Origin of the sequence: Flavobacterium buctense (genome assembly GCF_014486695.1) — a bacterium.
GTDB lineage: Bacteria > Bacteroidota > Bacteroidia > Flavobacteriales > Flavobacteriaceae > Flavobacterium > Flavobacterium buctense.
On the sequence record NZ_JACTAB010000004.1, the window covers coordinates 290,242 to 317,004 of the forward strand.

The 26,763-nt window shown below is 36.7% G+C and carries 23 protein-coding genes; 6 read left to right on the plus strand and 17 right to left on the minus strand.

Annotation, left to right across the window (positions count from 1 at the left end):
- Positions 1 to 9: 9 nt before the first annotated feature.
- The 5 genes from ligA to rpsF form a co-directional block, all read right to left on the minus strand.
- The gene (gene ligA, locus ICG50_RS08725; protein WP_187660525.1) at positions 10 to 2,007 is read right to left on the minus strand and encodes an NAD-dependent DNA ligase LigA; all 1,998 of its coding nucleotides are present in this window, start codon (positions 2,005 to 2,007) and stop codon (positions 10 to 12) included.
- A 74-nt stretch (positions 2,008 to 2,081) separates the two neighbouring features.
- A complete protein-coding gene (locus tag ICG50_RS08730; protein WP_187660526.1) occupies positions 2,082 to 2,555 on the minus strand; it encodes a DUF6495 family protein in 474 nt (157 codons plus the stop codon).
- 216 nt (positions 2,556 to 2,771) lie between these two features.
- Positions 2,772 to 3,212, minus strand: a complete 441-nt coding sequence (gene rplI, locus ICG50_RS08735) for a 50S ribosomal protein L9 (protein WP_187660527.1) — start codon at positions 3,210 to 3,212, stop codon at positions 2,772 to 2,774.
- A 64-nt stretch (positions 3,213 to 3,276) separates the two neighbouring features.
- Positions 3,277 to 3,573, minus strand: coding sequence for a 30S ribosomal protein S18 (gene rpsR, locus ICG50_RS08740; RefSeq protein ID WP_131476582.1), 297 nt, complete (start codon positions 3,571 to 3,573; stop codon positions 3,277 to 3,279).
- 5 nt (positions 3,574 to 3,578) lie between these two features.
- A complete protein-coding gene (gene rpsF, locus ICG50_RS08745; protein WP_176306019.1) occupies positions 3,579 to 3,923 on the minus strand; it encodes a 30S ribosomal protein S6 in 345 nt (114 codons plus the stop codon).
- Between the two features lie 188 nt (positions 3,924 to 4,111).
- Here rpsF and ICG50_RS08750 point away from each other — a divergent pair, with 188 nt between their 5' ends.
- A complete protein-coding gene (locus tag ICG50_RS08750) occupies positions 4,112 to 4,807 on the plus strand; it encodes a LytR/AlgR family response regulator transcription factor (protein WP_121313595.1) in 696 nt (231 codons plus the stop codon).
- Between the two features lie 6 nt (positions 4,808 to 4,813).
- On the opposite strand, the gene priA is transcribed toward ICG50_RS08750, so the two are convergent.
- From priA to nadC, 4 genes are read right to left on the minus strand one after another with little or no spacing between them, the layout of a single operon-like run.
- The gene (gene priA / locus ICG50_RS08755; RefSeq protein WP_187660528.1) at positions 4,814 to 7,264 is read right to left on the minus strand and encodes a replication restart helicase PriA; all 2,451 of its coding nucleotides are present in this window, start codon (positions 7,262 to 7,264) and stop codon (positions 4,814 to 4,816) included.
- 11 nt (positions 7,265 to 7,275) lie between these two features.
- The gene (locus tag ICG50_RS08760) at positions 7,276 to 7,698 is read right to left on the minus strand and encodes a DUF2147 domain-containing protein (protein ID WP_187660529.1); all 423 of its coding nucleotides are present in this window, start codon (positions 7,696 to 7,698) and stop codon (positions 7,276 to 7,278) included.
- Entirely contained in the window at positions 7,695 to 8,639 is a 945-nt protein-coding gene (locus ICG50_RS08765) for a YihY/virulence factor BrkB family protein (RefSeq protein ID WP_187660530.1), read from the minus strand. Before ICG50_RS08765 ends, ICG50_RS08760 begins: the two co-directional genes overlap by 4 nt.
- A 1-nt stretch (position 8,640) precedes the next feature.
- Entirely contained in the window at positions 8,641 to 9,498 is an 858-nt protein-coding gene (gene nadC, locus ICG50_RS08770; protein WP_187660531.1) for a carboxylating nicotinate-nucleotide diphosphorylase, read from the minus strand.
- A 209-nt stretch (positions 9,499 to 9,707) separates the two neighbouring features.
- Between nadC and ICG50_RS08775 the strand changes: the two genes are divergently transcribed.
- Positions 9,708 to 10,730, plus strand: a complete 1,023-nt coding sequence (locus ICG50_RS08775) for a quinone-dependent dihydroorotate dehydrogenase (RefSeq protein ID WP_187660532.1) — start codon at positions 9,708 to 9,710, stop codon at positions 10,728 to 10,730.
- A gap of 63 nt (positions 10,731 to 10,793) precedes the next feature.
- Positions 10,794 to 11,618 carry a hydroxymethylglutaryl-CoA lyase gene (locus ICG50_RS08780; protein WP_187660589.1) on the plus strand — a complete coding sequence of 275 codons (825 nt, stop codon included), beginning with the start codon at positions 10,794 to 10,796 and terminating at the stop codon, positions 11,616 to 11,618.
- On the opposite strand, the gene ICG50_RS08785 is transcribed toward ICG50_RS08780, so the two are convergent.
- A complete protein-coding gene (locus ICG50_RS08785) occupies positions 11,615 to 14,110 on the minus strand; it encodes a cation-translocating P-type ATPase (RefSeq protein WP_187660533.1) in 2,496 nt (831 codons plus the stop codon). The two genes, ICG50_RS08780 and ICG50_RS08785, sit on opposite strands and share 4 nt — an antisense overlap.
- A gap of 111 nt (positions 14,111 to 14,221) precedes the next feature.
- Here ICG50_RS08785 and guaB point away from each other — a divergent pair, with 111 nt between their 5' ends.
- Positions 14,222 to 15,694 carry an IMP dehydrogenase gene (gene guaB / locus ICG50_RS08790; RefSeq protein WP_187660534.1) on the plus strand — a complete coding sequence of 491 codons (1,473 nt, stop codon included), beginning with the start codon at positions 14,222 to 14,224 and terminating at the stop codon, positions 15,692 to 15,694.
- 66 nt (positions 15,695 to 15,760) lie between these two features.
- Here the strand turns inward: guaB and ICG50_RS08795 are convergent, their stop codons facing one another.
- From ICG50_RS08795 to ICG50_RS08805, 3 genes are all read right to left on the minus strand, one after another.
- Complete coding sequence (locus ICG50_RS08795) at positions 15,761 to 17,995, minus strand: cation:proton antiporter domain-containing protein (protein WP_187660535.1); 2,235 nt, start codon at positions 17,993 to 17,995, stop codon at positions 15,761 to 15,763.
- 115 nt (positions 17,996 to 18,110) lie between these two features.
- Complete coding sequence (gene purB / locus ICG50_RS08800; RefSeq protein ID WP_187660536.1) at positions 18,111 to 19,454, minus strand: adenylosuccinate lyase; 1,344 nt, start codon at positions 19,452 to 19,454, stop codon at positions 18,111 to 18,113.
- 74 nt (positions 19,455 to 19,528) lie between these two features.
- Positions 19,529 to 20,224 (minus strand): Sir2 family NAD-dependent protein deacetylase, encoded by a 696-nt coding sequence (locus ICG50_RS08805; RefSeq protein WP_187660590.1) that lies wholly within the window; start codon positions 20,222 to 20,224, stop codon positions 19,529 to 19,531.
- Between the two features lie 54 nt (positions 20,225 to 20,278).
- On the opposite strand from ICG50_RS08805, the gene ICG50_RS08810 reads away from it, so the two are divergent.
- Complete coding sequence (locus ICG50_RS08810) at positions 20,279 to 20,935, plus strand: TrmH family RNA methyltransferase (RefSeq protein ID WP_187660537.1); 657 nt, start codon at positions 20,279 to 20,281, stop codon at positions 20,933 to 20,935.
- On the opposite strand, the gene ICG50_RS08815 is transcribed toward ICG50_RS08810, so the two are convergent.
- The 3 genes from ICG50_RS08815 to ICG50_RS08825 all read right to left on the minus strand — a co-directional run bounded on the left by ICG50_RS08815 (position 20,936) and on the right by ICG50_RS08825 (position 24,746).
- Positions 20,936 to 21,724 carry a carboxypeptidase-like regulatory domain-containing protein gene (locus ICG50_RS08815; RefSeq protein WP_187660538.1) on the minus strand — a complete coding sequence of 263 codons (789 nt, stop codon included), beginning with the start codon at positions 21,722 to 21,724 and terminating at the stop codon, positions 20,936 to 20,938.
- Positions 21,725 to 21,945: 221 nt separating this feature from the next.
- On the minus strand, positions 21,946 to 23,883 hold the full coding sequence (locus ICG50_RS08820; protein ID WP_187660539.1) for a DEAD/DEAH box helicase: 1,938 nt from the start codon (positions 23,881 to 23,883) through the stop codon (positions 21,946 to 21,948).
- 290 nt (positions 23,884 to 24,173) lie between these two features.
- The gene (locus tag ICG50_RS08825) at positions 24,174 to 24,746 is read right to left on the minus strand and encodes a non-canonical purine NTP diphosphatase (RefSeq protein WP_187660540.1); all 573 of its coding nucleotides are present in this window, start codon (positions 24,744 to 24,746) and stop codon (positions 24,174 to 24,176) included.
- A 119-nt stretch (positions 24,747 to 24,865) separates the two neighbouring features.
- On the opposite strand from ICG50_RS08825, the gene capB reads away from it, so the two are divergent.
- Entirely contained in the window at positions 24,866 to 26,125 is a 1,260-nt protein-coding gene (gene capB / locus ICG50_RS08830) for a cysteate-C-fatty acyltransferase (RefSeq protein WP_187660541.1), read from the plus strand.
- A 67-nt stretch (positions 26,126 to 26,192) separates the two neighbouring features.
- Here capB and ICG50_RS08835 read toward each other — a convergent pair whose 3' ends face one another.
- Positions 26,193 to 26,696 carry a hypothetical protein gene (locus tag ICG50_RS08835; protein WP_187660542.1) on the minus strand — a complete coding sequence of 168 codons (504 nt, stop codon included), beginning with the start codon at positions 26,694 to 26,696 and terminating at the stop codon, positions 26,193 to 26,195.
- Between the last annotated feature and the right edge of the window lie 67 nt (positions 26,697 to 26,763).

The window sequence follows — 26,763 nt, forward strand, 5'->3', positions numbered from 1 at the left end:
TTTTCCTTACTAAGAAATCATTACTAAAAAGTCATCTTCAGTAATAATCGGGACTTTTAGTTGGTTGGCTTTTTCCAATTTGGCCGGACCCATATTGTCTCCCGCAACCACAAAATCAGTCTTGGCTGAAATGGAACTACCGACTTTTCCACCATTATCTTCAATGGCTTTTTTCAAATCGTCGCGCGAGAATTTTTCGAAGACGCCGGAAACAACAAAGGTTTTGCCAACTAATTTATCCGTTGCGTTTGGATTGTGTTTTTCGATAAGTTCTAATTGAACACCAAATTGTTTCAAACGCTCAATAATGTGTACATTCTCTTCATTTTCGAAAAATTCAATAACGCTTTGGGCAATCTTCTCTCCTATTTCATCCACCAAAATCAAATCCATTAAGGAAGCATTTTGAAGCGCATCGATAGTTTTATAATGTTTGGCTAATTTCTTAGCAACCGTTTCTCCAACATACCGAATTCCTATCGCGTACAAAACCCTTTCAAACGGCACTTCTTTCGATTTTTGAACGCCATTGATTAAATTTTCAGCCGATTTCTGCGCCATACGTTCTAAAGGCAAAATTTGCTCAACCGTGAGTTCGTATAAATCAGCGAAATCGTTTACTAAACCATTATTGAAAAGTAAAGCGACAGTTTCTCCTCCAAGCCCTTCAATATCCATCGCTTTGCGCGAAATGAAATGCTGAATTCTACCAATAATTTGTGGCGGACAACCATAAAAATTCGGGCAGTAATGATTGGCTTCACCTTCTGTTCTAACTAGTTCCGAATGGCATTCAGGGCAATGAGAAATGTATTGTGTTCTTTGAGCATCCGGATTTCTTTTCGATAAATCAACGGCAATAATCTTCGGAATGATTTCGCCTCCTTTTTCAACAAAAACGGTATCGCCTATTCTAATGTCGAGCTTTTCAATTTGGTCGGCATTGTGTAAAGAAGCTCTTTTTACAATCGTTCCGGCTAATTGTACCGGTTCCAAATTGGCTACAGGCGTAATCGAACCGGTTCGGCCTACTTGATAAGAAATCGAATTTAATTTAGTAGAAACTTGTTCAGCTTTGAATTTATAAGCCATAGCCCAACGCGGAGATTTAGCGGTATAACCCAATTCATCTTGATGTTGGAAACTATTGACCTTAATTACAACGCCATCAGTTTCATACGGCAATTTGTGCCGATGCTCGTCCCAATAATTAATGTATTCGAAAACTTCTTCTAAACTATTGGCCAATCTGGCTTCTTTCGGGACTTTGAAACCCCAATTTCTCGCGGCTTCTAATCCTTCAAATTGGGTTTTGATATTGAGATTGTTACCTACTATAAAGTATAATAAACACTCTAAAGGTCGTTTGGCGACTTCGCTACTGTCTTGCAACTTCAAACTTCCCGATGCGGTATTTCTTGGATTGGAATAAGGTGTTTCGCCGATTTCAATCAGTTCCTGATTCATTTTCTCGAAACCTTCAAACGGCAGAATAATTTCGCCGCGAATGTCAAATCGTTCCGGATAACTTCCTTTTAATTTAAGTGGAATCGATTTTATGGTTTTTATATTATTGGTGACATCATCTCCTTGAAAACCGTCACCTCGAGTTACGGCACGTTTTAATTTTCCATTTTCATAAGTAATGGAAATCGAAGCGCCATCGTATTTTAATTCGCAAGTGTATTGTAGCGGCACATTGCCTAAGACTTTCTGGATTCGGGTTTCCCAATCGGTTAAATCTTCTGTAGAATAGGAATTGTCCAACGAATACATGCGATAATCGTGAACAAGCGTTTGGAAATTTTTGGTAATCGTTCCGCCAACACGTTGCGTTGGAGAGTTTTCGTCAAACAATTCAGGATGTTGGTTTTCTAACTCTTGAAGTTGTTTTAACTTTTGGTCAAATTCAAAGTCGGAAATGGTTGGTTTGTCCAACACATAATAATTGTGGTTGTGTTGGTTGAGTTCGTCACGTAAATCCTGAATGATTTTGGGAATATCCATAAAAAGAAATTGGCTATACTAGTTGCAAATTGTGCGCACTAAAATAGCCAATATTTTTGAAAAAGGAATAAACTTTACGCCTGAATTATTCCGTTGATTTGCAGGTATAATTGTCCGTCACTTAAAATCGCGCCTTGCGTAATTAAATCGAAGATAGAAGTATTTCTTCCGTCTTCATAGTCTTTTTTGCCTAAATGGATTTCAACGGTATCGGTAAATAAGTTGTCGCTTAGCCATTGCAAGCCTTCTTTCTCCATGAAATTGACTTCCGGGTTTAATGCTTTCAACACTATAGACTGAATAAACTTTTCCTGACAATGAAAAAGAAAGATGTGATTTTTAGAAAAATGCTCTAAGTATTGTGCATTGGTTAAAACGCCTTCCCAAATTAGATCAGAGAAAACGTCTAATTCTTGTTCGGCTACTTCGGGTTTCTCGGATTTAATCTTGTCCCATTCGCCTTTGTCTATAGATTGTGTGGCTAAGAAGTTACTGAATTCTTGGTGTAGGGCTTCGAATTGTTCTTTGGTTAGTCTTTTGTACTTCATTTTAAAGTTACTAAGTAGCTGAGTCGCTGAGTTACTGAGTTTTTGGTTTTGCATTTATAGTCTAGCCCCGATTCCTTCGGCAGTCACTTCGTTCGTGTGCAACGTCATCCTTTTGTCTTGTTCTCAAACAAGGCAAAAGATATAGTGGAAAGCGGGAAAAAGCTTCAAAAAAAAATCCCGACGCTAATCGGGACTTTTACTTTGTATATCGAAATATTATTTCTCTGCTACAATTTCGTATGGTAATTCGATCACTACTTCTCTGTGTAATCTCACAGTTGCAGCATATTTACCTGTACGTTTAACTACACCGCTTGTGATGAATTTTCTATCGATTGGTTGACCAGCAGTTTCTAAAGCCGAAGCGATATCGATGTTGGTGATTGAACCGAATAATTTTTCTCCACCCGCTTTTGCAGTAATTTTAATTTCTAAAGCTTTTAATGCTTCAGCTAATTTTTTAGCGTCATCAACAATTTTAGCTTCTTTGAAAGCTCTTTGTTTTAAGTTTTCCGCTAAAACTTTTTTGGCAGAAGGTGTTGCCAATTGAGCAAACCCTTGCGGGATTAAATAATTACGACCGTAACCGTTTTTTACTGTTACTACGTCATCTTTAAATCCTAAATTTTGAACGTCTTGTTTTAAGATCAATTCCATGTTGTTGTCCTTTATTAGAGAAGTTAGGTTTCTGTTACGAAAACCAACAACTATTGTTTAAATATTATTTTAATAAATCGGCCACGTATGGCATTAAAGCTAAGTGACGCGCTCTTTTAACCGCTACAGACACTTTTCTTTGGTATTTTAATGAAGTTCCGGTTAAACGTCTTGGTAAAATTTTACCTTGCTCGTTTACGAATTTCAATAAGAAGTCAGGATCTTTGTAGTCTACATATTTGATTCCTGATTTTTTGAAACGACAATACTTTTTAGTTTTGTTGGTTTCGATGTTTAAAGGCGTTAAATATCTGATATCTCCGTCTTTTTTTCCTGAAGCTGATTGTTGCAAATTTGCCATAATGATTAAGCTTTAGAGGTTTCTTTTAATTTAGCTCTTCTTCTTTCCGCCCAAGAGATAGCGTGTTTGTCTAAACTTACCGTTAAGAAACGCATCACTCTTTCGTCACGTCTGAACTCAGTTTCAAAAGCGATTAACGCTTCTCCTGACACTTGGAATTCGAATAAATGGTAAAAACCACTTTTCTTGTTTTGGATTTCGTAAGCTAATTTTTTTAAGCCCCAATCCTCTTTGGATACCATCTTTGCTCCTTTTGACGTAAGAAAATCTTCAAATTTGCTTACTGTTTCCTTTACCTGAACTTCAGATAAAACGGGATTTAAGATGAAAACAGTTTCGTAATGATTCATAATAAATTTTGTTAAATTTTAAATTGGGCGCGAAGATATAAAATGTTTTTCGAAATACAATCACAACAGCCCTGAAATCGTCTAAAAGTAAAAAATATCGTTTAAAAGCAAAAATAATCGATAAAATGCTTGGTGGTTCGAAAAAAACTATATACTTTTACATCACCAAATCTATAATAAATAATATTATGAAACTAAATTGTGTTGTTGTTGATGATAGTTCTATCCAAAGGATGATCATTGCAAAGTTAGTAAATAATCACCCGAATCTACATTTAGTAGGTGATTTTTCTAATGCAATTGAAGCAAAAAATTGCATGTCGGTTCATACCGTTGATTTAATCTTTCTCGATATTGAGATGCCGGTTATCAGTGGTTTTGATTTCTTAGACGGATTAAAAGTAAAACCCCAAATTATTTTTATCACGTCGAAAGCAGAATACGCTATGAAAGCGTTTGATTATGATGCTACGGATTACCTACAAAAACCGATAGCTTTAGATCGTTTTAATGCTTCTGTTCGAAGAGCTATGGATTTCCATATGCTTAAGAAAGAAAATCAAGAAGAAGAAGGAGAACATATCTTTATTAAAAGTAACCTTAAGAAACTTAAAGTTTATACCAATAAAATTAAGTGGATTGAAGCTTACGGAGATTATGTAAAAGTAGTAACGGAAGAAGACAGTAATCTGGTGCTTTCTACTATGAAATCGTTCGAACAGGATTTATCGAAAGAAAAATTCATCAGAGTTCACAAATCTTATATCATTAATATTGATAAGGTAGAACGCTTCAACAGTAAATTTGCGGAAATTGGGCTGACTAAAATCCCATTAAGCCGTAACAAAAAAGAAGATTTGATTAAAGCTTTAGCTATTGCTTAAATTTACTCAATAAAAATCGACATTTACAGTAACTTTAATCGTTCTGTATTGCGGTACCACATCAAAACTATTCAGTACTTTCTGGATAGTTTTTTTTGTGCTTTGCAATGGCACTTCGCTCGGAATTTTAATCATAATTGTTCGAATGTATTCATTTCGAATACGACTAATCGCCGGTTCTTCCGGACCAAGCACAGGAATCGATAGGTTTTGTTGCAATACTTGGTATAACCACATCGAGCCTTCTTTTAATTTATCAAAATCCCGATGCTTCAAGGTTAGCTTTATTAAGCGATAAAAAGGCGGATAATAGTAAATCTTCCGTTCGTACAATTGCTCCTTGTACATGCCTTCATAATCGTTGTTAGTGACTTGCTGAATGACATTATGCAAAGGATTATAGGTTTGGATAATCACTTTACCTCTTTTCTCACTTCTTCCGGAACGACCGGAAACTTGGGTCATCATTTGGTAACTTCTCTCAAAAGCGCGAAAATCAGGATGATATAACATATTATCAGCGTTCATGATGCCAACTAAGGACACATTATCAAAATCTAAACCTTTCGCCAGCATTTGGGTTCCGACTAAAACATCAATTTCACGATTTTTAAATCCGTCTATGATTTTTTCGAAGCTGTATTTGCCGCGAGTCGTGTCTTGGTCCATTCGCTTGATATTCTTATTCGGAAATAATTCGGCTAATTCCAATTCGATTTGTTCAGTTCCAAAGCCTTTGGTTTCCAAATCTACACTCGAACAAACATGACAATTTGAGGGTTTCGCCATATTGTAACCACAATAATGACAGCGCAATTGGTTTTTGTATTTATGGTAAGTCAAACTCACATCGCATTGCGGGCATTGCGGCACGTGACCACAGGTCATGCATTCTAAAACCGGTGAAAACCCACGGCGATTTTGGAATAAAATGACTTGCTCGTTGTTAGTGAAAGCTTCAATGATTTGCTCAATTAATGTCAGGCTGAAATGCCCTTTCATTTTTTTACGGAAGTAACTGTCTTTTAAATCGACTAATTCAATTTCGGGCATTTGGACTTTACCGAAGCGTTCTTTCAAACTTACCAAACCAAATTTCCCCGAAGTAGCATTATAATACGTTTCAATACTTGGCGTCGCCGAACCCAATAAAACCTTTGACTGATGCGCATTCGCCAAAACTATAGCCGAATCACGAGCATGATATCTTGGCGCAGGATCTTGTTGTTTGAAGGTTGGCTCGTGTTCTTCATCAACGATGATCAAACCTAGATTGGAAAACGGCAAAAACAAAGCCGACCTTGCTCCGATTACCACTTGCGCTTTTTCGGAAGTATTTAAAACTTGGTTCCAAACTTCTACCCGTTCATTATTACTGTATTTCGAATGAAAAACAGCAACTTTGTTCCCAAAATGTTGTGTCAAACGACCCACTAATTGTGTGGTTAAAGCAATTTCGGGCAGCAAATACAAAACTTGTTTTCCTTCTGCTATGCAATTTTCTATGAGTTTGGTGTAGATTTCGGTTTTACCACTGGAAGTTACGCCGTGCAATAAACAAACGTCTTTTTCTATAAATATATTTTCAATTTCAGTAAAAGCTTTTTGTTGCGCTTCGCTTAAAGACAATTGGTTATCGAGTTTGTTTTTATCGAAATTGACTCTGTCTTCCTGAATATAATATTCTTCAAAAACACCTTTTTCGACCAAAACTTTTACGATGGCAGTTGAAGTTTGAGCAGTTTCCGTTAATTGTTTTACAGAAATTGGCTTTTGTTCTTGCGCCTGCAATTGGAAATACTGAAGTACTAAATTTTTCCTTTTATCAGATTTTAAACTGTCTAAAAGAGTAATTAAGTTTTCTTCTGCTGAATAATTTTCGTGCAAACGTATGTAACGAGTGAGTTTGGGCTTGTATTCTTCCTGAATTTCTTCTTCGAGCGAAATGATATTTTTATTAATTAACCTTTGAATGACAGGTAAAATCGTTTTCTTGTTTAGGATATCAATGATGTTTTGAACTTTCAACGAACTCTGATGCTGCAACGCTTCGTAAACCAAAAACTCATCGTCTGACAATTCGGTTTCGTTGACAAAAGTTTCTTTGCGTTGCGAAATAATGGTTTCGCTTTCGAGCAACAAAGCTGAAGGCAAAGCACCGCGATACACATCGCCAACATTACACATATAATAAGAAGCAATCCAAAACCAAAGGTTGATTTGGAATTCGTTTACGATGGGTTTTTCGTCAAGGATTTGGTGTATTTCTTTCGCTTCGTAAAGCGTTGGTGCGTTTTGATGTAAATCGACAACAAGTGCAGTGTAGATTTTGTTTTTGCCAAAGGGTACAGCAATACGCATTCCTTTTTTAATGAAATTATATTCAGTTTCTGAAACCCTATAAGTAAAGGTTTTAGGTAGTGAAAGCGGAATGATAACTTCAATGAAATAATTCATTATTAGAATAATTATTTTTGTCTAATCCAAACTTGTGATCTTCCAAAAAGAGAGATTCCTAAATAGCCTCGAACAATCAATTTGTCTTTACCATCTAAAGTAATTTTGCAACGATAAGTTTTCCCGTTTTTCGGATCGGTGATTTCACCACCATCATAAGTATCGCCTTTTTTTGTCAATCCTTTGATGATAGTTAATCCTAAAATCGGTTTGTCTTTATTAACTCCTTCACACTTGCTGCATTTTCGTTTTCGGTGTTCTGGCTCAAGAATTTCAATGATTTTACCGTATACTTTTCCGTTCTCTTCGAAAATTTCAACGATTCCTTTTTTATTTCCGGTTTCATCATCAATAGTAATCCATCTCCCAAAAATAGTTTGAGAGAGACTGAATTGACAAATCAGTAATAATCCAAGTAAAACATTTAATTTCATTGCGACTCTAATTCTTTTTGTTTTTCACGTTTGATGTGATTGATAGATGCATTTAAATCGAAGCCCAAGAGCAATACCATACAGTTAATCCAGAGGTAAAACATCACAACGAGCAATGTTCCGATAGAACCGTAAAGTTCGTTGTATTTAGAAAATTTCACTACCCAAATTCCAAAGAAATAGGACGAAATAATAATCAAAATCGTAGTAAAAACGGAACCTATTGAAATAAAAGAACGATTAGCTTCACGTTTAATTCCGAACTTAAACAACAAAGAAGTTGCTGTTAATATCATTAGAATAACAAAAGCGTAACGACCCATTTCTATAAGCGGTATATTGTCGGACAAGACATCTTGTATTTTGGTTTTTTGAATCAACACTTCAAATATTACAATGGCTGCAACCGTAATAATCAGCAGAAATGAGAGTAATAGCGATAAACCGAGAGATACAAAATACTGTCGGAAGAACTTTCTTTTCATTAGGTTGTTGATGTGGTGTGAACTTTCAAAACCACCTAAAATAGCATTCACGCCATTGGTCATCAACAAAATAGCCATGAAAAAACCGGTGGAAATTAGACCCGAGTTACTGTTGTGCAAAATATCATCAATGATTACAGCTATAGCATCATAAGTCGTTGGCGGTACACTTTGCTGCACAAAATCTAAAAAATCTTGTTGAAACCCTTGAATTGGGATATAAGGAATAAGGTTTAAAATAAATAGTGCAAAAGGAAACAAGGCCATGAAAAAACTAAAAGCAATGGCTCCGGCACGATAAGAAATAGCACCTTCGAAAATTCCAATGAAGTAAATTTCAATTAAATCATAGAGTGACAAACCGTGTAGCCAAGGTAATTTAATTTTTTGCAACAGTAAAACCAATTGCTTAACAACCGGGATTTTCTTTAGTTTGGCTTCTATTTCAATACTCATTTTAAATGGCTTTTAAACTTAAATCCATATTGTAAACCGAATGGGTCAAAGCGCCCGACGAAATATAATCCACACCACATTCCGCATATTGACGAATAGTGGTTTCATTAATGTTTCCTGAGGATTCGGTAAAGCATTTGTCACCAATAAGCACAATCGCTTTTTTAGTATCTTCAAAATTAAAATTGTCAATCAGTATGCGATAAACGCCTTCGTTCTGGAGGATTTCTTCAATTTCTGCCAAATTTCTGGCTTCGACTATGATTTTTAAATCAAGGTTATGGTGTTTTAAAAATGCTTTAGTTTTTGTAATGGCATGCGTAATGCTACCGGAAAAATCATTATGATTGTCCTTCAGCATTATCATATCATACAACGCAAAGCGATGGTTCTCTCCGCCTCCGATTTTCACGGCCCATTTTTCACATGCGCGAAATCCCGGAGTGGTTTTTCGAGTATCTAAAATTTTAGTTTTGGTGCCTTCTAAAAGTTGGACGTACTTATGGGTCTTGGTGGCAATAGCTGACATTCTTTGCATCGAATTCAGCACCAAACGTTCGGCTTTCAAAATCGACTGCGAGCTTCCGGAGACATGAAAAACAACATCACCCTGTTTTACTGCTGCACCATCTTCAATAAATACTTCGACTTCCAATGTTGGATCGACATTTTCAAAAACCATTTTAGCGAATTCCACTCCGGCGATAATTCCTGTGTCTTTAACTAAAAGTTTGGCTTTTCCTTTGGCCGTATCCGGTATACAAGCCAGCGAACTGTAATCGCCCGGACCAATATCCTCACGAATGCCGTTTTGAATAATTATATCAAGCTCTGCTTGAAACTGTTTTTCTGAAATCATAGAACAAGTATTGTTTGGCTAAAATAATATTTTTTTAGATACGGCTGCGCCTCTTGGATTATTAGATTGTTGGATTGTTAGATTGCCTTAATATTTGATTCTCCTAATTATCTAAAAATAAAGCGTTTCTAAAAGCCGAAGGCTTTCTAACAATCTGAAGCGAAGCGTTTCTAAAAATCTATTATCTTTGCACCACAACAACACAACCCATGTACAAACTACTCCTTCGCCCAATTCTTTTTTGGTTTGACCCGGAAGAAGTGCATTATTTCACTTTCTCTTTGGTTAAATTTATCTCCAAAATTCCTTTTGTTCCCGGTATTTTAAAATCGATTTATGAAGTCGAAGACAAACGATTAGAACGGGAGGTTTTTGGCCTAAAATTTAAAAACCCCGTTGGATTAGCGGCTGGTTTTGACAAAGATGCTAAGCTCTACAATGAATTGTCAAACTTTGGCTTCGGGTTTATAGAAATCGGAACCTTAACGCCAAAACCACAAGACGGCAATCCTAAAAAACGACTATTCCGTTTAAAAGAAGACAGCGCCATCATCAACCGAATGGGTTTTAATAATGGCGGCGTTGAAGCAGCCGTTTTGCGATTAAAAGAAAATAAAGGTGTTTTAATTGGCGGAAACATCGGTAAAAATAAAATTACGCCGAACGAAAATGCAACTTCCGATTATTTAATCTGCTTCGACGCGTTGTTCCAATACGTAGATTATTTTGTAGTCAATGTAAGTTCGCCGAATACGCCGAATTTAAGAGAATTACAAGAGAAAAAACCTTTGACGGAACTTTTGAACACTTTACAATCGCACAATTTATTGCACCAAAAACCAAAACCAATCTTACTAAAAATAGCACCCGATTTAACCAACGAACAGTTAATAGATATTATTGACATCGTAAACGATTCTAAAATCGCCGGTGTGATTGCAACGAATACCACCATTTCTAGAGAAGGTTTACAATCGGAAAACAAAGCAGAAACCGGTGGGTTATCGGGCAAACCATTAACCGAGCGCTCAACAGAAGTGATTCGTTTTCTTTCTGAAAAAAGCAACAATGCCTTTCCTATTATTGGTGTTGGTGGCATTCATTCGGCTGAAGATGCCATGGAAAAACTGGAAGCCGGTGCGAGTTTGGTGCAATTGTACACCGGATTTATTTATGAAGGTCCGAATTTGATCAAAGAAATCAATCAGGCGATTTTGAGAAAATCTTCCTAACTTAGCCTCAACAAACAAAGCCCATTGAAACCAATCAAAATAATAGAATGTCCACGCGATGCCATGCAAGGCATAAAAACTTTTATACCGACTGAGAAGAAAGTAGATTATATTCAGTCCTTACTTCGCGTAGGTTTTGACACGATTGATTTTGGCAGTTTTGTTTCACCCAAAGCAATTCCGCAAATGCAAGACACCGCAGAGGTTTTGGCGCAACTCGATTTATCGCAAACACAAAGCAAACTCTTAGCCATCATTGCCAATACACAAGGCGCTCAATTGGCATCGGTTCATAAAGAAATTCAATATTTAGGCTTTCCATTTTCGATTTCGGAGAACTTTCAAATGCGAAATACGCATAAGACTATAGCTGAAAGTTTAATCACTTTACAAGAAATTTTAGACATTGCCAATGCTTCCAATAAAGAAGTGGTAGCCTATCTTTCCATGGGTTTTGGCAATCCGTATGGCGATCCTTGGAATGTGGAAATTGTGGGCGAATGGACAGAACGATTGGCCAAAATGGGTGTGAAAATTTTATCCCTTTCCGATACGATTGGAAGTTCAACACCAGAGGTGATTGATTATTTATTTTCGAATTTAATTCCGAAATATCCCGATGTAGAATTTGGAGCACACTTGCATACTACTCCCGACAAATGGCATGAAAAAGTTGATGCAGCCTACAAAGCCGGTTGTCGTCGATTTGATGGTGCAATTCAAGGTTTAGGCGGTTGCCCGATGGCGAAAGATGATTTAACCGGAAATATGCCTACAGAGAAACTGCTCTCCTATTTCACTACTCAAAAGGAAAACACCCATACCAGTCCGATGAGTTTTGAAAGTGCTTATAATGAAGCTACGAAATTATTTAGCGCTTTTCATTAAGCCTTTCTTCTTTTGAAAAGTTTATAAATTTCAATCCACATCACCGAGATAAATCCGACCAAAATACTAAAACCTATTTGCACCGATTCAATCCTTTCAAATAAAAAGAATTTAGCAAAAACCGGCACAAACAACAATAGTGATGTCATTACTATAGTAACGCCAATAATTAGTAAAACCAAATTGTTTTTGTAACGAATAGTCGTAAAAATCGAATAATAAAATGAACGATTAGCCAAAGTTAAAAAGACATTAGAAGCAATCAAAGTGATAAATATTCTAGTTCTTGTTGCATTTTCTGTCAACCCATTGTAGAGGCAATATTGGTACACAAAAAGTAATCCCAGTGTAATAACTAATCCTTGAACAATACTTATCATTATTTCTTTAAAATTAAAAAAAGTGGAGGTCAAAGGTCTCGGTTTTTGTAACATTAAATTGCGCTCCATAGGTTCGTTTTCATAAATGATAGAACAAGTTGGCCCCATAATTATTTCCAAAAAGATAATGTGAACCGGTGTAAAAATATTGGGATAAATCCAGCCTAAAGCTAATGGAATAAAGACAATGAGAATAATCGGTATGTGAATCGAAATGATATACTGAATGGCTTTTTTGAGGTTGAGATAAATTTTTCTACCCATTGCAATGGCATCGGTCATTTTGCTAAAATCATCATCAATCAAAATTAAATTGGCGGCTTGTTTAGCAATCTCGGTGCCTTTTTTACCCATCGCAATTCCGATATGCGCCGATTTCAAGGCCGGACCATCGTTTACGCCATCGCCGGTCATCGCTACAATTTGGTTGTTGTCTTTTAGGGCTTGAATGATTTTAAGCTTGGCTTCGGGAAACATTCTGGTAAAAATGGCGGTTTCCATCACTTTTACTTTTAAAGTAGCTTCGTCCATTGCCATTAATTCATCGCCATTTAAAACTTTGTCCGCATCTTTAAAACCCACTTGTTTGGCAATAGTTGTAGTAGTGGCAGCATTATCACCGGTAACGATTTTTACTTGAATTCCGGCATTATTAAAAGTCTCGAAAACCTCTTGAATATTCGCTTTTGGCGGATCATAAAAAGCGACTAAACCTTTAAAACTAAACTTAAATTCTTGTTGGGTTTTAGGATAATCATTTCCGGAATAGTCAGCGACACCAACACCCAAAATGCGATACCCTTCTTTAGCTATAATTTCCATGGCAGTGATGACTTGCTTTTTTTCGGCTTCAGTTAAATTACTGACTTCAATTAAAGCTTCAGGCGCGCCTTTGGCAGCAATTATTCTTTTGCCTTTATGGTCTTCAAAAATATGAGTCATCATTGGTGGTTTTCCGCCCAATGGATATTCGTGAACCAATTTGAAATTGGTCCTTTCGTCAACCGATTCTAATTTGGCGTAAGCCTCATGCACTGCAATTTCCATAGCGTCAAACGGAATCGGTTCGCTTGACCACATGGCGTAACTTAAAAGTTCTTCGGCTTCCGGGTTTAACTTTTCATTCGTATTGATAATGGCATTGGAATGGAAAAGGTATAATTGCGCCAAACTCATTTTGTTTTCCGTAATCGTTCCGGTTTTATCGGTACAAATTACGGTTGCGCTGCCTAAAGTCTCCACTGTTTTAGTTTGTTTGGTAATAATGCCCATCTTCATCAAACGCCAAGCGCCAAGTGCCATAAAAGTGGTAAAAGCCACCGGAATTTCCTCCGGAATTACGCTCATAGCAATCGTCAATGCTTTCAACAAACTGTCTAAAACACTTTGGGAATAATAAAAATTAATGGCCCAAACTATGCCAAAAATGACCAATCCAATAAGGGACATCTTCTTAACAAAATTCGTAATTTGAACTTGCAATGGAGTTTTCTCTTCTACAATTTCTTCAAGACTTTTGCCGATTTTTCCCAGATTGGTCTGATTTCCAATAGCATTGACTACACAAATGGCCAATCCTGTTGCAACTGTTGTGCCTTGAAATACTTGCTTACTCTCCGAAGTTTCACTTTTAAAAACCGATAAGGATTCACCGGTCAAAATAGATTCATTAACCGAAAAATCATTTGATTGAATAATCACCGCATCGGCCGGAATAAAAGTACCTTCTTCCACTTGAATACAATCGCCTAAGACAATTTCTTCACTCAGAATTTCAACTATTTCACCCTTGCGAATGACTTTACTTTTGGGTTGCGACAACTTTTTTAAAGCGTCAATAGCATTCCTGCTCCGAGCTTCTTGAAATAAGGAAATAGCCGCAACAAAGAAAATGGCAACCGACATAAAAATTCCATCGCCATAATCTCCTGAAATAAAATAGATACTGGCTGCGGCCACTAAAAGTATAAACATCGGTTCCTTAACCATTTCTAATAATGAGGAGAGAAAATGATTTTTTTGTTGGTGTTCTAAAGTGTTGAAACCGTTCTTTTTTCTGGAAGCAATAACTTCATCATTGGAAAGACCATTAATTTTTTTATTTTCTGTCATGATGATGTAATAAGTTATATCATCTAAGATAGTTATTTAAGACGAATTTAACCACTTTATTTGTTTTAGATTACTATATTTGCACGCAATTTAACTACAACTACAAATTGCATGAAAGCACACACTTCTAAAATCGTTGGCGAAGGTTTAACCTATGACGATGTACTGCTGATTCCGAATTATTCTGAAATTTTACCGCGCGAAGTCAATATTCAATCCAAAATATCTAAAAATATTGCGCTCAATGTTCCTATCGTTTCTGCTGCCATGGACACCGTTACCGAAAGTTCAATGGCGATTGCCATGGCGCAAGAAGGCGGAATTGGGGTTTTGCATAAAAATATGACGATTGAACAACAAGCGGCCAAAGTTAGAAAGGTAAAACGTGCCGAAGCCGGAATGATTATCGATCCGGTAACTTTACCTTTAAATTCAACAGTTGGTGATGCTAAAATGTTGATGAAAGAACACGGAATCGGTGGCATTCCCGTGGTTGATGAAATCGGAATTTTAAAAGGGATTGTAACCAATCGTGATTTGAGATTCGAAAAAATCAACTCGCGTTCTATTTTAGAAGTAATGACTTCTGAAAATTTAGTTACGGCAGCCGAAGGAACTACACTACAAGAAGCAGAAGGCATTTTGCAACAAAATAAAATTGAAAAATTACCGGTAGTTGATGCCAATTACAAACTGGTTGGGTTGATTACTTTTAGAGACATCACCAAATTGGCTCAAAAACCGGTAGCCAACAAAGATAAGTTCGGACGATTGCGCGTTGCTGCTGCACTTGGCGTGACTGCCGATGCTTTAGAAAGAGCTACAGCCTTAGTAAATGCCGGAGTTGATGCAGTAATCATTGACACCGCTCACGGTCACACTAAAGGCGTGGTTGATGTGTTGAAATTGGTAAAATCAAAATTCCCTAATTTGGATGTCATTGTTGGAAACATTGCTACAGCAGAAGCCGCTTTGTACTTAGTAGAAAATGGTGCCGATGGTGTGAAAGTTGGTATTGGACCTGGTTCAATATGCACAACCAGAGTTGTAGCCGGCGTTGGATTCCCACAATTTTCAGCAGTTTTGGAAGTCGCAGCTGCGTTACGCGGAACGGGAATTCCGGTTATTGCCGATGGTGGAATTCGTTACACGGGAGATATTCCAAAAGCGATTGCCGCCGGTGCTGATTGCGTAATGTTGGGTTCCTTATTAGCCGGAACTAAAGAATCTCCGGGCGAAACTATCATTTTTGAAGGTAGAAAGTTCAAATCCTATCGCGGAATGGGTTCTGTGGAAGCCATGCAAGAAGGTTCTAAAGACCGTTATTTTCAGGATGTTGAAGATGATATAAAAAAGTTGGTTCCGGAAGGTATTGTTGGTCGAGTACCTTACAAAGGCGAATTAAACGAAAGCATGCAACAATTCGTTGGTGGCTTAAGAGCCGGAATGGGTTATTGTGGTGCCAAAGATATTGCCACGCTGAAAGAAACCGGGCGATTTGTTAGAATCACTACAAGCGGAATCGGAGAAAGTCATCCACACAATGTGACAATTACTAAAGAAGCACCTAATTATTCGAGATAATTTTAGACTGAAGAAAATAATCAAAAGGCATAAGTTAATTTCTTATGCCTTTTGATTTATATTTCTTTACACTTTCAAAAACTCTGCTATCTTTTTCTTTTCACCTGCAATCCATAAAATATCACTGTCTTCTAGTATTAGATGTGATTCCGGATTTAAAATACGCTTTCCGTTACGCTCAATACCAACGATAATTCCGTGTGTTTTTTCACGGATTTTTGATTCCCGTATACTTTTTCCGATGCAAACTCGGTTTTTGAGTTCCAATTTTTGGAGAATAATATCTGTTTGTACTACTTCATCAGGAACATCAATTTCATTTTTATCTAAATAACTCTTGAATTCTTTTACCTGTTCATCGGTTCCAATGACACTGATTTCATCTCCCGGAAATAATCTTTCAGTTCTGATGGGAATGTTGATTAAAACATCACCTCTACGAATGGAAGCAATATTGATCCCGAATTGTTCTCTGATTTTTAATTCTACCAATGTTTTTCCGGCTAAGTTTGACTCTCTTGCAATATTAAAATCTGCCATATGTCCGTCCCAAGGCGATAAAGTATTTTGTCTTTTATTTTCCCTTCGGGTTTCTCTGTCATTAAAATTGCTGATAAAATGACTTTCGATTTTATTGTACACAGCATGAAGTCTTTTTGGAAATAAAATGTAAGCTCCAATGGCAATCAAAAAAGCAAGCAAAGCTATTCCAGTAGAGAAAAAAGTATTTAAAACAAAACCTATGTAGAATAATGTCAATACAATTCTAAATAATACTAACATAATGATTGGACCATGATGTTTTCTTTCTTGCATTAAAATAGATACTTGACTTACTGCTACTCTTCGCAACGACAATGCCCATAAAAACGGGGAAAGAATAACCAAAGTAATAGAAGCGGCAATTACGTGACCAAATTTTGACCCTTGAACCAAAGGCAAAATAAAATTAGAGGAAAGTAAAATGATGGCTACAATAATTATGGAATGGATTACGACTTGGGTCAAATAACTTCGTAACACTATCTGCCAATTGCTGATTGACTTAATTTCTTCGGTATTGGCACTGTACAACTGGATTCTTTTCACCCATTTTCTAGGTAATTTTTTTTCTAAATAACCCGAAAATGGAACCGCAAATTTCACCATAAAAGGCGTGGTAAATGTGGTTATTGCAGAAACGGCAACCACAATTGGATATAAGAAATCGCTGGTTACTTTTAAGGTCATACCTAAGGTTGCAATGATAAAAGAAAATTCTCCAATTTGCGACAAACTCATTCCGGTTTGGATGGATTGTTTCAAAGGTTGACCCGATAACAAAGCACCAATTGTTGAACTGATTGACTGCCCAAAAATAACCACAAAAGTCAAAATGGCCACCGGTAATGCATACTCTATTAAAGTATCCGGATTGATAAGCATTCCTACGGAAACGAAGAAAACAGCGCCAAACAAATCTTTAACCGGTTTTACCAGGTGTTCTATATGTTCCGCTTGCGTAGTTTCGGCAATGATTGAACCCATAATAAATGCCCCTAAGGCTGGAGAAAATCCAACATTAGCGGCAAAAATCACCATTAACAAACAAAGCGCCAAAGAAATAATCAACATCATTTCATCCGTTAATAAATGTTTCGCTTTTTTGAGTAGTGTTGGAATGAAAAAGATACCAACCACAAACCAAATGGTTAAAAAGAAAATCAATTTTAATACTGAAAAAACCAACTCCATTCCCGAAAACTGCTGACTTACCGCAATGGTAGACAACAAAACCATCATCAAAATGGCAATGATGTCCTGAACGATTAGAGAACCAATAACATTTCCAGCAAACTTTTGCGACTTTACGCCAAGCTCATCAAAGGTTTTTAAAATGATGGTGGTGGAAGAAATGGATAGAATTACCCCCAAAAAAATACTGTTCATTTTATCCCAGCCCATCAATTGCCCTACAAAATAACCGATAGTGACCATAACGATAATTTGCGTTATGGCAGTTATAGAAGCCGTTCCGCCTACTTTCATGAGTTTTTTAAAACTGAATTCCAATCCTAAACTGAATAGTAAAAAGATTACACCAATTTCAGCCCAGACTTTTACACTATTCACATCTTTTACTGTGGGAAAAAAGTCGAATTCACTTCCTGCTAAGAAACCGGCCACTAAATACCCTAACACTAAGGGTTGCTTTAAAATTCTGAAAATTAAAACCGCAATAGCAGCCGTAATAAGGATTAATCCCAAGTCACTGATTAAATCAGGTAAATGAACAATTGTGGATTTGGAAGTTAAAAGCATAGAAGATTTTATTTTTTACAAATTAGTAAAAAAACTGCTTTTAAAAAATAAATTAAACAGATTTAAAGAAATTATAACAACTTTTACCCTGAAAATACTGCCTCAGAAATAAAAATTAAATCCCTAAATAATTGCTAGGCGTAATCTGCATCAATTCAGCCCTAACCGAATCTGAGACATTTAACGTACCTATAAAATTATGAATGGATTCTTTACTCATCACTTCATTGGTTCGCGTCAAGCCTTTCAAGGCTTCGTAGGGATTTGGATAACCTTCGCGGCGTAAAATAGTTTGAATGGCTTCGGCTACAACCGCCCAGTTTTTTTCCAGATCTTCTGCGAATTTTGGCTCATTGAGCAATAATTTATTTAAACCTTTTAAAGTCGCTTCGAAAGCAATAATAGTATGTCCGAAAGGCACACCAACATTTCTTAAAACTGTACTATCAGTCAAATCGCGTTGCAATCTTGAGATTGGTAATTTGGCAGAAAGATGTTCAAAAATAGCGTTTGCGATGCCTAAATTCCCTTCAGAATTTTCAAAATCAATTGGGTTTACTTTGTGTGGCATTGCTGAAGAACCTATTTCTCCCGCTTTGATTTTTTGTTTGAAATAATCCATCGAAACATACGTCCAAATATCTTTATCCAAATCGATGATTATGGTATTGATTCTTTTCAAAGCATCAAAAAAGGCTGCAAAATGGTCGTAATGTTCGATTTGTGTTGTTGGGAACGAATGCTGTAATCCCAAAGTTTCTTCTACGAAAGTGGTTCCGAATTGTTTCCAATCCACAGTAGGATAAGCCACATGGTGTGCGTTGTAATTTCCTGTCGCGCCTCCAAATTTAGCCGCAAACGGAATATTGAACAACAAACGCATTTGCTCTTCTAAACGTTCTACAAATACCAAAATCTCTTTTCCCAAACGCGTTGGTGAAGCGGGTTGTCCGTGCGTTCTCGCCAACATTGGAATATCCTTCCACTCCATTGCCAATTCTTTTAACTTGGCTATTAACCCAATTAAACTTGGCATATACACTTTTTCAAAAGCTTCTTTAGTCGAAAGCGGAATCGCAGTGTTATTGATATCTTGTGAAGTCAATCCGAAATGGATAAACTCTTTGTAATCACTCAACCCTAAAGTTTCGAATTTATCTTTGATAAAATACTCCACCGCTTTCACATCGTGATTGGTAGTTTTCTCGGTTTCTTTGATAACTAATGCGTCATCGATAGTGAAGTTTTTATAGATATTTCTGAGCGCTTCAAAACTGTTTCTGTTAACACCTTTTAATTGAGGTAAATCGCTTTCGCATAACGCAATAAAATATTCAACTTCAACCAGAACTCTATATTTTATTAAAGCTTCTTCGGAGAAAAAAGCCGCTAAAGGTTTGGTTGCTTTTCTATATCTTCCATCAATGGGTGAAATGGCATTTAAAGTAGTTAGTGACATGTGCTGTATGTTGTTTTGTTGTGGTGCAAAAGTAAGGAATAGTGTTCAGTGTTCAGTCTTTAGTGTTCAGTTTTTTATCTAAAACCGAGTAATTTTTGTTTTAAAAACGGAACGCCATCTGTAGCATTCATTGGAATAACTTCTAACGGATTTTGTAAATCATAAATCCTTGCCGGTTTGGGGTCAATATAAAACATCGGTACATTTCGATTGGCATAATGCATCAAACCTGCTGCCGGATAAACTTGAAGCGAAGTGCCAATAACCGCTAAATAATCGGCAGTTTCCACAATTTCAACAGCTTCATCCAACGCCGGAACCGCTTCGCCAAACCAAACGATATGTGGACGCAATTGATTTCCATCCGAATCAAAATCGCCCAAATTCAAATCGGAACTCCAATCCAGAATTTGCAATGGCGGATTTCTGTCACTTCTCACTTTTAATAATTCACCATGCAAGTGCAAAACCTTAGTGCTTACGGCTTGTTCGTGGAGATTGTCTACGTTTTGGGTGATGATATGAACGTCGAAATCATTCTCCAATTCGGCCAAAGTATAATGACCAAGATTCGGTTTTACTTCGTGCAATTGCCTTCTTCTTTGGTTGTAAAAATCTAAAACCAATGTTTTATTTCTGAGCCAACCATCATAGGAAGCAACTTCCATCACATCATGTCCTTCCCATAAACCATCGGCATCACGAAAGGTTTTGATACCACTTTCGGCTGAAATTCCGGCACCCGTTAAAACGACTAATTTTTTCATTATCATTATTTGGATTTAAAACTACGCATTTTAGTTATTTTTGGCAAAACGAATTTTATGATTGACCTTGATTACCTAAATTATCTCGAAGATTTTTTAACCGAAAACCGCAAAGAGCGATTCCAAAAAGTATTGGAAAACAGGACCAATCATTTTACCATTGCCGTAGAAGATGTATTTCAGTTTCACAATACGAGTGCGGTGATGCGCAGTTGCGAGGTTTTTGGGATACAGGAAATCAATATTGTAGAACATCGGTTTGGCAAAAAAATCGACAAAGAAATTGCCATGGGTGCACAAAAATGGGTTGATATCAATAAGTTTGACAATATCTCTAATTGCATAAAAACTTTAAAAAACAAAGGGTATCAAATAATTGCCACGACACCGCATAACGATTCTTGTTTGTTACACGAATTTGATGTCACTAAAAAAAGTGCTTTGTTCTTTGGTACTGAAAAAGAAGGACTTTCCGAGGAAGTAATGAACCAAGCCGATGGTTATTTGAAAATTCCGATGGTGGGTTTTACAGAGAGTTTGAACATCTCGGTTTCGGCTGCGATTATCATTCAAGACATCACTACTCGCCTACGCCAATCTGAAGTCAATTGGAAACTTACTGAAGAAGAATTGTTGGAAAAACGTTTGCTTTGGGCCAAAAATACCATCAAAGATATTAAACGTATTGAAGAACGTTATTATGCTGAGAAGTAATTATTCTTTGATGTACTTTTCGTGTTTTTTGGTCAACACCTTGTATTGCTCATAACATTCACTTATGGCATCTAAAATCTGTAAATCATTAGCCGTTTGAATAAACGATTCTGAATAATTACAACGTTGCAGAATTTCAGCTATTTCTTTTTTGTCCACTCCTAACAATACTGAAATCATTTCCCTGTCAAACTTGGACTCTAAAAGCGTTCGTACCGTATCATCTTTTTTCATTGATTTCAACTTCTTGAGTTCTTTGGGTTTTTTTCCGAAGAAATTATACAACATGTCGGCTGGATTGAAAATAGAACCTAACACTCTTGTAAATGCATTAGGAGAACTGTCTCCGGCTTCATAAGCTGTTGGCAATCCGGAAATACTGTAACGGTAGTTCTCTTTTTCCGGAATCAATTTAGAATCGACTTCGAGGTAACCTGTTAAATCATATTTTTTTACGACAACTTCCTCCAATGCAATCGCTTTTTCAGTCATTAAAATTTTTGCCGTGCCATTTTTCAACCAGTCATTGGTCACCCTTACTCGTAATGATTGGTATCCTAAAATAGAAATATGCAAAGTATCGCTTACACTAACTTCCAATTCAAAATAACCACTGCCATTGGTGACTACCCCTTTAACTTTGTTTACATTGATGATATTTGCATTGGTAATTGGCAACAGAGTATTATCATTGATGATGGTTCCTGAAACTTTTTGAATCACAGGTTCCTCTTGTGCAACCGCAGTAAAGGAAAGAAAAAACAATAGAAAAAGAGTTAAATATCTCATAGCTAATTTTGATGGTTTAAAAGTATGAAACTCTTTTAAGATATTTTACTGTTTGTTTAGAGAATTAGAACAAAATTAACAAAAGCGCAAAATAAGAATTACGAATTAGTAATTACGAATTACGAATTAGAGGTATGTAGAAAAAAAAACTCCGTTCCTACCTAAGTAAAAACGGAGTTTCATTATTTTTAATGTAATTACTAATTCGTAATTAAAAAGCCTTAGCTTTTTCTCGGTCTTCTTGCTTTTGCATCGTCAAAAGAACGACCGGCCGGTCTGTCGGTATTTCCTTCGGAACGTCTTGGCGCTCTTTCTTCTCTTTGAAAAGAACCCGGTTCTCTTCTTGGAGCAGCATTTCTGTCACTACGGAAACCACCTTCTCTTGGAGCCGAACTTCTGTCACTTCTGAAACCGCCTTCTTTTCTTGGGCCAAAACTTCCGCCGCCGCTTCTTGGAGCCGAACTTCTGCCACCAAATCCGCCTGAGCTTCTTCTTTCTCCGCCACCACTTCTTCCGTTATGGTCACGTCTTTCTCGGCTTCCACCGTCATTTTTAGAAATCTCAACATTGATTCTTCTTCCGTTCATGTCAAATCCGTTAAGGATAGACATTACTTTATCTGTGTGTTCTCCGTCAGTATTAAAGAAAGAGAAACCTTCTTTTACATCTACTTTGAATACGTCATCACGACCTAAATCTAAAGTTTCTTTCAAGAAGTCTTTCAATTGCATCCAATCGAAATCGTCTCTTGAACCAATGTTTACGAAATAACGAACAGGATCTCCGGCTCTGATTTCTCTTGGCTCTGAACTTCTTTCGCTTCTTTCACCACCTTTTTCACCTGATAAATCACGTTTCTTTTTGTAGTAGTTGATGAATCGGTTGAATTCAACCGAAACCATTTTCTTGATTAATTCTTCTTTAGTCAATCCATCAAGTACTTCATTAATAGCCGGAAGATAATTATCTATCTCGTGATCTACTTCAGTATCTTTAATTTTATTGGCCAAATGCAATAGTTGGATTTCGCAGATTTCAATGCCACTAGGGATCGTTTTCTCCACAAATTTTTGTTGGATGATTCTTTCGATAGACGAAATTTTACGCAACTCACTTTTAGTGATAATTACGATAGAAGTTCCCAATTTTCCGGCACGACCTGTACGGCCTGAACGGTGATTGTAAGTTTCAATTTCGTCCGGTAATTGATAGTTTACTACGTGCGTAATGTTATCAACGTCAATTCCACGAGCCGCAACGTCTGTTGCCACCAACATTTGGATTTGACGACCACGGAAAGATTTCATAACGCCATCACGTTGCGCTTGAGATAAATCTCCGTGCAAAGCTGCGGCATTGTATCCGTCTTCGATTAGTTTTTCAGCCACCGCTTGGGTATCTCTTTTGGTTCTACAAAAAACTACCGAGAAGATATCCGGATTAGCATCGGCCAATCTTTTCAACGCTTCGTAACGGTCACGAGCATTCACACAATAAAATTCGTGTGATACTGTAGCCGAACCAGAGTTTTTAGTTCCAACAGTCACCTCAGCAGGATCGTGCATGAATTTTTTAGCAATTCTAGCTACCTCAGCAGGCATCGTAGCTGAAAACAACCACGTATTTTTTTCATCCGGTGTATCTGATAATATCGAAACGATATCGTCATAAAATCCCATGTTTAACATCTCATCTGCTTCATCAAGAATACAGAAGTTAATGTTTTTAATGTTCACAAGTCCACGATTAATCATGTCTTGCATTCTCCCCGGTGTAGCGACAATAATTTGTGCTCCACGTTTTACATCTCTGGCTTGTTCCGTAATGCTTGCACCACCATAAACTGCCACTGTATGTAAACCTTTTACATATTTTGAGTATTGTTTAATCTCGTTGGTGATTTGTAAGCATAGCTCACGCGTTGGTGATAAAATTAACGCCTGGGTATTTCTGTCCTCGGCATCAATTTTTTGAATAAGCGGAAAACCAAAAGCGGCCGTTTTCCCTGTTCCTGTTTGCGCTAACGCAACCAAGTCTGTGTTTTGTTCCAATAGTACCGGAATCGCTTTTTCTTGTACTTCTGACGGATTCTCAAATCCTAGATCTTTGATCGCCAGCAGTAACGATTCATTCAGACCTAATTGTTCAAATTTATTCATATAAAGTTTTAAAATTTGGTGCAAAGGTAAGTTTTAAAAACCATATACACTAATTTGTTTTGCTTTGATAATCAGAAAGTTAACTTTTACCTAACAAAGCAACTGAGTAGCTGAGTGTCTGAGTAGCTGAGTCTCAGACATTTTTTGCGTAAATTAAAGTTGAAATTAGGAGCAGTACTTTTTGTCTTTCTCTCACTTATGCTCCCGCCATCCGCACTACACGGTAGTTTGCTCCTGTCGGGGCTAACTAGAACGACTATCTATTCTCAGCCACTCAGTTACTCAGGCACTCAGCGACTCAAAAAAGCAACCAACTGCTTTACCGCCAAACCCCGATGACTAATCACCGCCTTTTCTTCTAAAGTCAATTCAGCAAAGGTTTTAGCATAACCATCGGCTACAAAAATCGGATCGTAACCAAAACCATTGGTGCCTATTTTTTCTTCAATGATTTTGCCATTGATAATGCCGGTAAAAAGATGTTGTTCACCATTTAAGTTCAAACAAATGACTGTTTTGAAATTGGCATTTCGGTTCGATTTATCTTTGAGATTGGCTAATAATTTTTCCATATTATCGTTTGCATCTTTCTGTTCACCTGCATAACGTGCGGAATAAACACCCGGTTCTCCGTTTAAGACGGCAACCTCCAAACCGGTATCATCGGCAAAACAATTGTATCCGAATTTTTCAGTAACATAATTGGCTTTGAGAATCGCATTGCCTTCAATCGTGTCTGCTGTTTCCGGAATATCTTCGAAACAACCGATGTCTTCCAGACTCAATATTTGAATAGTTGAAGGAAGTAATAACTGAATTTCTTTGATTTTGTTTTTGTTATTGGAAGCGAAAACAAGTTGCATAGCGTAAATAATTTTGGTCACAAATATAATAGATGAAAAAGTCAAAAAACATATTTTCATAATCTTTAATTTCAACAATATAATTACTATTTTTGCCTCGTTTTTAAATACACTTTACAATGGTAAAAGATTTATTCGAAAGAATACAAAACAATAAAGGTCCATTAGGAAAATGGGCATCTCAAGCGGAAGGTTATTATGTGTTCCCAAAATTGGAAGGCGAATTAGGACCAAGAATGCAATTCCACGGAAAAGATATTTTGAACTGGAGTTTGAATGACTATTTAGGCTTAGCCAATCATCCAGAAGTACGTCAAGCAGATACTGATGCAGCAATCAAATATGGTGCAGCTTATCCAATGGGAGCTCGTATGATGAGTGGTCATACTGATGCTCACGAGCAATTAGAAAAAGAATTAGCAGCATTTGTTCAAAAAGAAGCAGCTTATTTATTGAACTTCGGGTACCAAGGAATCATGTCTTGTATTGATGCATTGGTGACAAAAAACGATATTATTGTTTACGACGTTGATGCACACGCTTGTATCATTGACGGTGTGCGTTTGCACATGGGTAAACGTTTCACCTACAAACACAACGACTTGGAAAGCATGGAGAAAAATCTTCAACGTGCGACTAAAATGGCAACTGAAACCGGCGGTGGAATTTTATTCATCACCGAAGGCGTTTTCGGAATGCGTGGCCAACAAGGAAAGTTGAAAGAGATTGTAGAAATGAAAAAGAAATACAATTTCCGTTTGTTAGTCGATGATGCCCATGGATTTGGAACTCTTGGTAAAACAGGAGCCGGAGCCGGAGAAGAGCAAGGTTGTCAAGACGGAATTGATGTATATTTCTCAACATTTGCCAAATCTATGGCGAGTATCGGAGCATTCTTAGCCGCAGATAAAGACATTATCGATTATTTAAAATACAATTTGCGTTCGCAAATGTTTGCCAAAGCTTTACCAATGATTCAAACCGTTGGTGCTTTGAAAAGATTACAATTGTTAAGAGACAATCCGGGATTGAAAGACAAACTTTGGGAAAACGTAAACGCCTTACAAAACGGATTAAAAGCCCACGGATTTAATATTGGCGACACTAATACTTGTGTAACACCAGTTTATCTTGAAGGTTCTATTCCAGAAGCGATGGTTATGGTGAATGATTTAAGAGAGAACTACGGTATCTTCTTGTCCATTGTGGTTTATCCTGTTATTCCAAAAGGAATAATCTTATTGAGAATGATTCCAACGGCTTCTCATACTTTAGCAGATATCGAAGAAACGCTTACGGCTTTTGATGCTATTTATGAAAAATTAACCAATGGCACCTATAAGAAAATTGCAGAAGCAACTACGGTTGATGTTTCTTAAATAAAAGATTCTATATATAAAAAAACCATCCTTTTAGGGATGGTTTTTTTTATCTAATTTTCAGTGATTACATTTTGATAATTTTAGATTCATCTATATTAAATGCACTAACTACTGCGTTGTAATCATTCAGATTAACGGTACTGTTTTTTCCAAAACTGGCAGGAATAACCACAACTCTTAATATTTGGTTTAATCTATAGGAAGAACTTACTCCGGCTAAATCAAAACCTTCCATATACACTTGAGCATCAAATCTTGTAAAATCAAAATCATATCTCAAATCTAAAGTACCATCGCCAAAATAATAGGTTTCAGGCAGTGGTTTCCAAATATCTTCTCCTTGGAAGGAACCCGACAAACGATATACCAAAACCATATCCGAGGTGAATATTGAATGTGGATATTCAAGTACTACTGTATAATCATTGGGTAAAAAATTCACATTAGTATATTCAAACACTTCAGCAATAGTATCATTGTCAATGCCGTCTCTATCATCATTATTTACGGTACAACTTTGTAGCGTTATCATCCCGATAAGAGCTAAAATAAGGGTAAACTTTTTCATAATATATAGTTTTAAATGATTAATGATAATTTTCACAATCCAATATTGATGCCAAACTTTTAATTTA

Excerpts from the sequence above, each read along its gene's own strand:
- guaB (WP_187660534.1), top strand. The coding sequence starts at position 14,222 with ATGAAAGCACACACTTCTAAAATCGTTGGCGAAGGTTTAACCTATGAC.
- ICG50_RS08730 (WP_187660526.1), bottom strand. The coding sequence starts at position 2,555 with ATGAAGTACAAAAGACTAACCAAAGAACAATTCGAAGCCCTACACCAA.
- purB (WP_187660536.1), bottom strand. The coding sequence starts at position 19,454 with ATGTCACTAACTACTTTAAATGCCATTTCACCCATTGATGGAAGATAT.
- ICG50_RS08765 (WP_187660530.1), bottom strand. The coding sequence starts at position 8,639 with ATGAGTATTGAAATAGAAGCCAAACTAAAGAAAATCCCGGTTGTTAAG.
- ICG50_RS08820 (WP_187660539.1), bottom strand. The coding sequence starts at position 23,883 with ATGAATAAATTTGAACAATTAGGTCTGAATGAATCGTTACTGCTGGCG.
- priA (WP_187660528.1), bottom strand. The coding sequence starts at position 7,264 with ATGAATTATTTCATTGAAGTTATCATTCCGCTTTCACTACCTAAAACC.
- ICG50_RS08795 (WP_187660535.1), bottom strand. The coding sequence starts at position 17,995 with ATGCTTTTAACTTCCAAATCCACAATTGTTCATTTACCTGATTTAATC.
- ICG50_RS08780 (WP_187660589.1), top strand. The coding sequence starts at position 10,794 with ATGCAAGGCATAAAAACTTTTATACCGACTGAGAAGAAAGTAGATTAT.
- ICG50_RS08760 (WP_187660529.1), bottom strand. The coding sequence starts at position 7,698 with ATGAAATTAAATGTTTTACTTGGATTATTACTGATTTGTCAATTCAGT.
- ICG50_RS08750 (WP_121313595.1), top strand. The coding sequence starts at position 4,112 with ATGAAACTAAATTGTGTTGTTGTTGATGATAGTTCTATCCAAAGGATG.
- ICG50_RS08785 (WP_187660533.1), bottom strand. The coding sequence starts at position 14,110 with ATGACAGAAAATAAAAAAATTAATGGTCTTTCCAATGATGAAGTTATT.
- rpsR (WP_131476582.1), bottom strand. The coding sequence starts at position 3,573 with ATGGCAAATTTGCAACAATCAGCTTCAGGAAAAAAAGACGGAGATATC.
- ICG50_RS08825 (WP_187660540.1), bottom strand. The coding sequence starts at position 24,746 with ATGCAACTTGTTTTCGCTTCCAATAACAAAAACAAAATCAAAGAAATT.
- capB (WP_187660541.1), top strand. The coding sequence starts at position 24,866 with ATGGTAAAAGATTTATTCGAAAGAATACAAAACAATAAAGGTCCATTA.
- rpsF (WP_176306019.1), bottom strand. The coding sequence starts at position 3,923 with ATGAATCATTACGAAACTGTTTTCATCTTAAATCCCGTTTTATCTGAA.
- ICG50_RS08810 (WP_187660537.1), top strand. The coding sequence starts at position 20,279 with ATGATTGACCTTGATTACCTAAATTATCTCGAAGATTTTTTAACCGAA.
- ligA (WP_187660525.1), bottom strand. The coding sequence starts at position 2,007 with ATGGATATTCCCAAAATCATTCAGGATTTACGTGACGAACTCAACCAA.
- nadC (WP_187660531.1), bottom strand. The coding sequence starts at position 9,498 with ATGATTTCAGAAAAACAGTTTCAAGCAGAGCTTGATATAATTATTCAA.
- ICG50_RS08815 (WP_187660538.1), bottom strand. The coding sequence starts at position 21,724 with ATGAGATATTTAACTCTTTTTCTATTGTTTTTTCTTTCCTTTACTGCG.
- ICG50_RS08835 (WP_187660542.1), bottom strand. The coding sequence starts at position 26,696 with ATGAAAAAGTTTACCCTTATTTTAGCTCTTATCGGGATGATAACGCTA.
- rplI (WP_187660527.1), bottom strand. The coding sequence starts at position 3,212 with ATGGAATTGATCTTAAAACAAGACGTTCAAAATTTAGGATTTAAAGAT.
- ICG50_RS08775 (WP_187660532.1), top strand. The coding sequence starts at position 9,708 with ATGTACAAACTACTCCTTCGCCCAATTCTTTTTTGGTTTGACCCGGAA.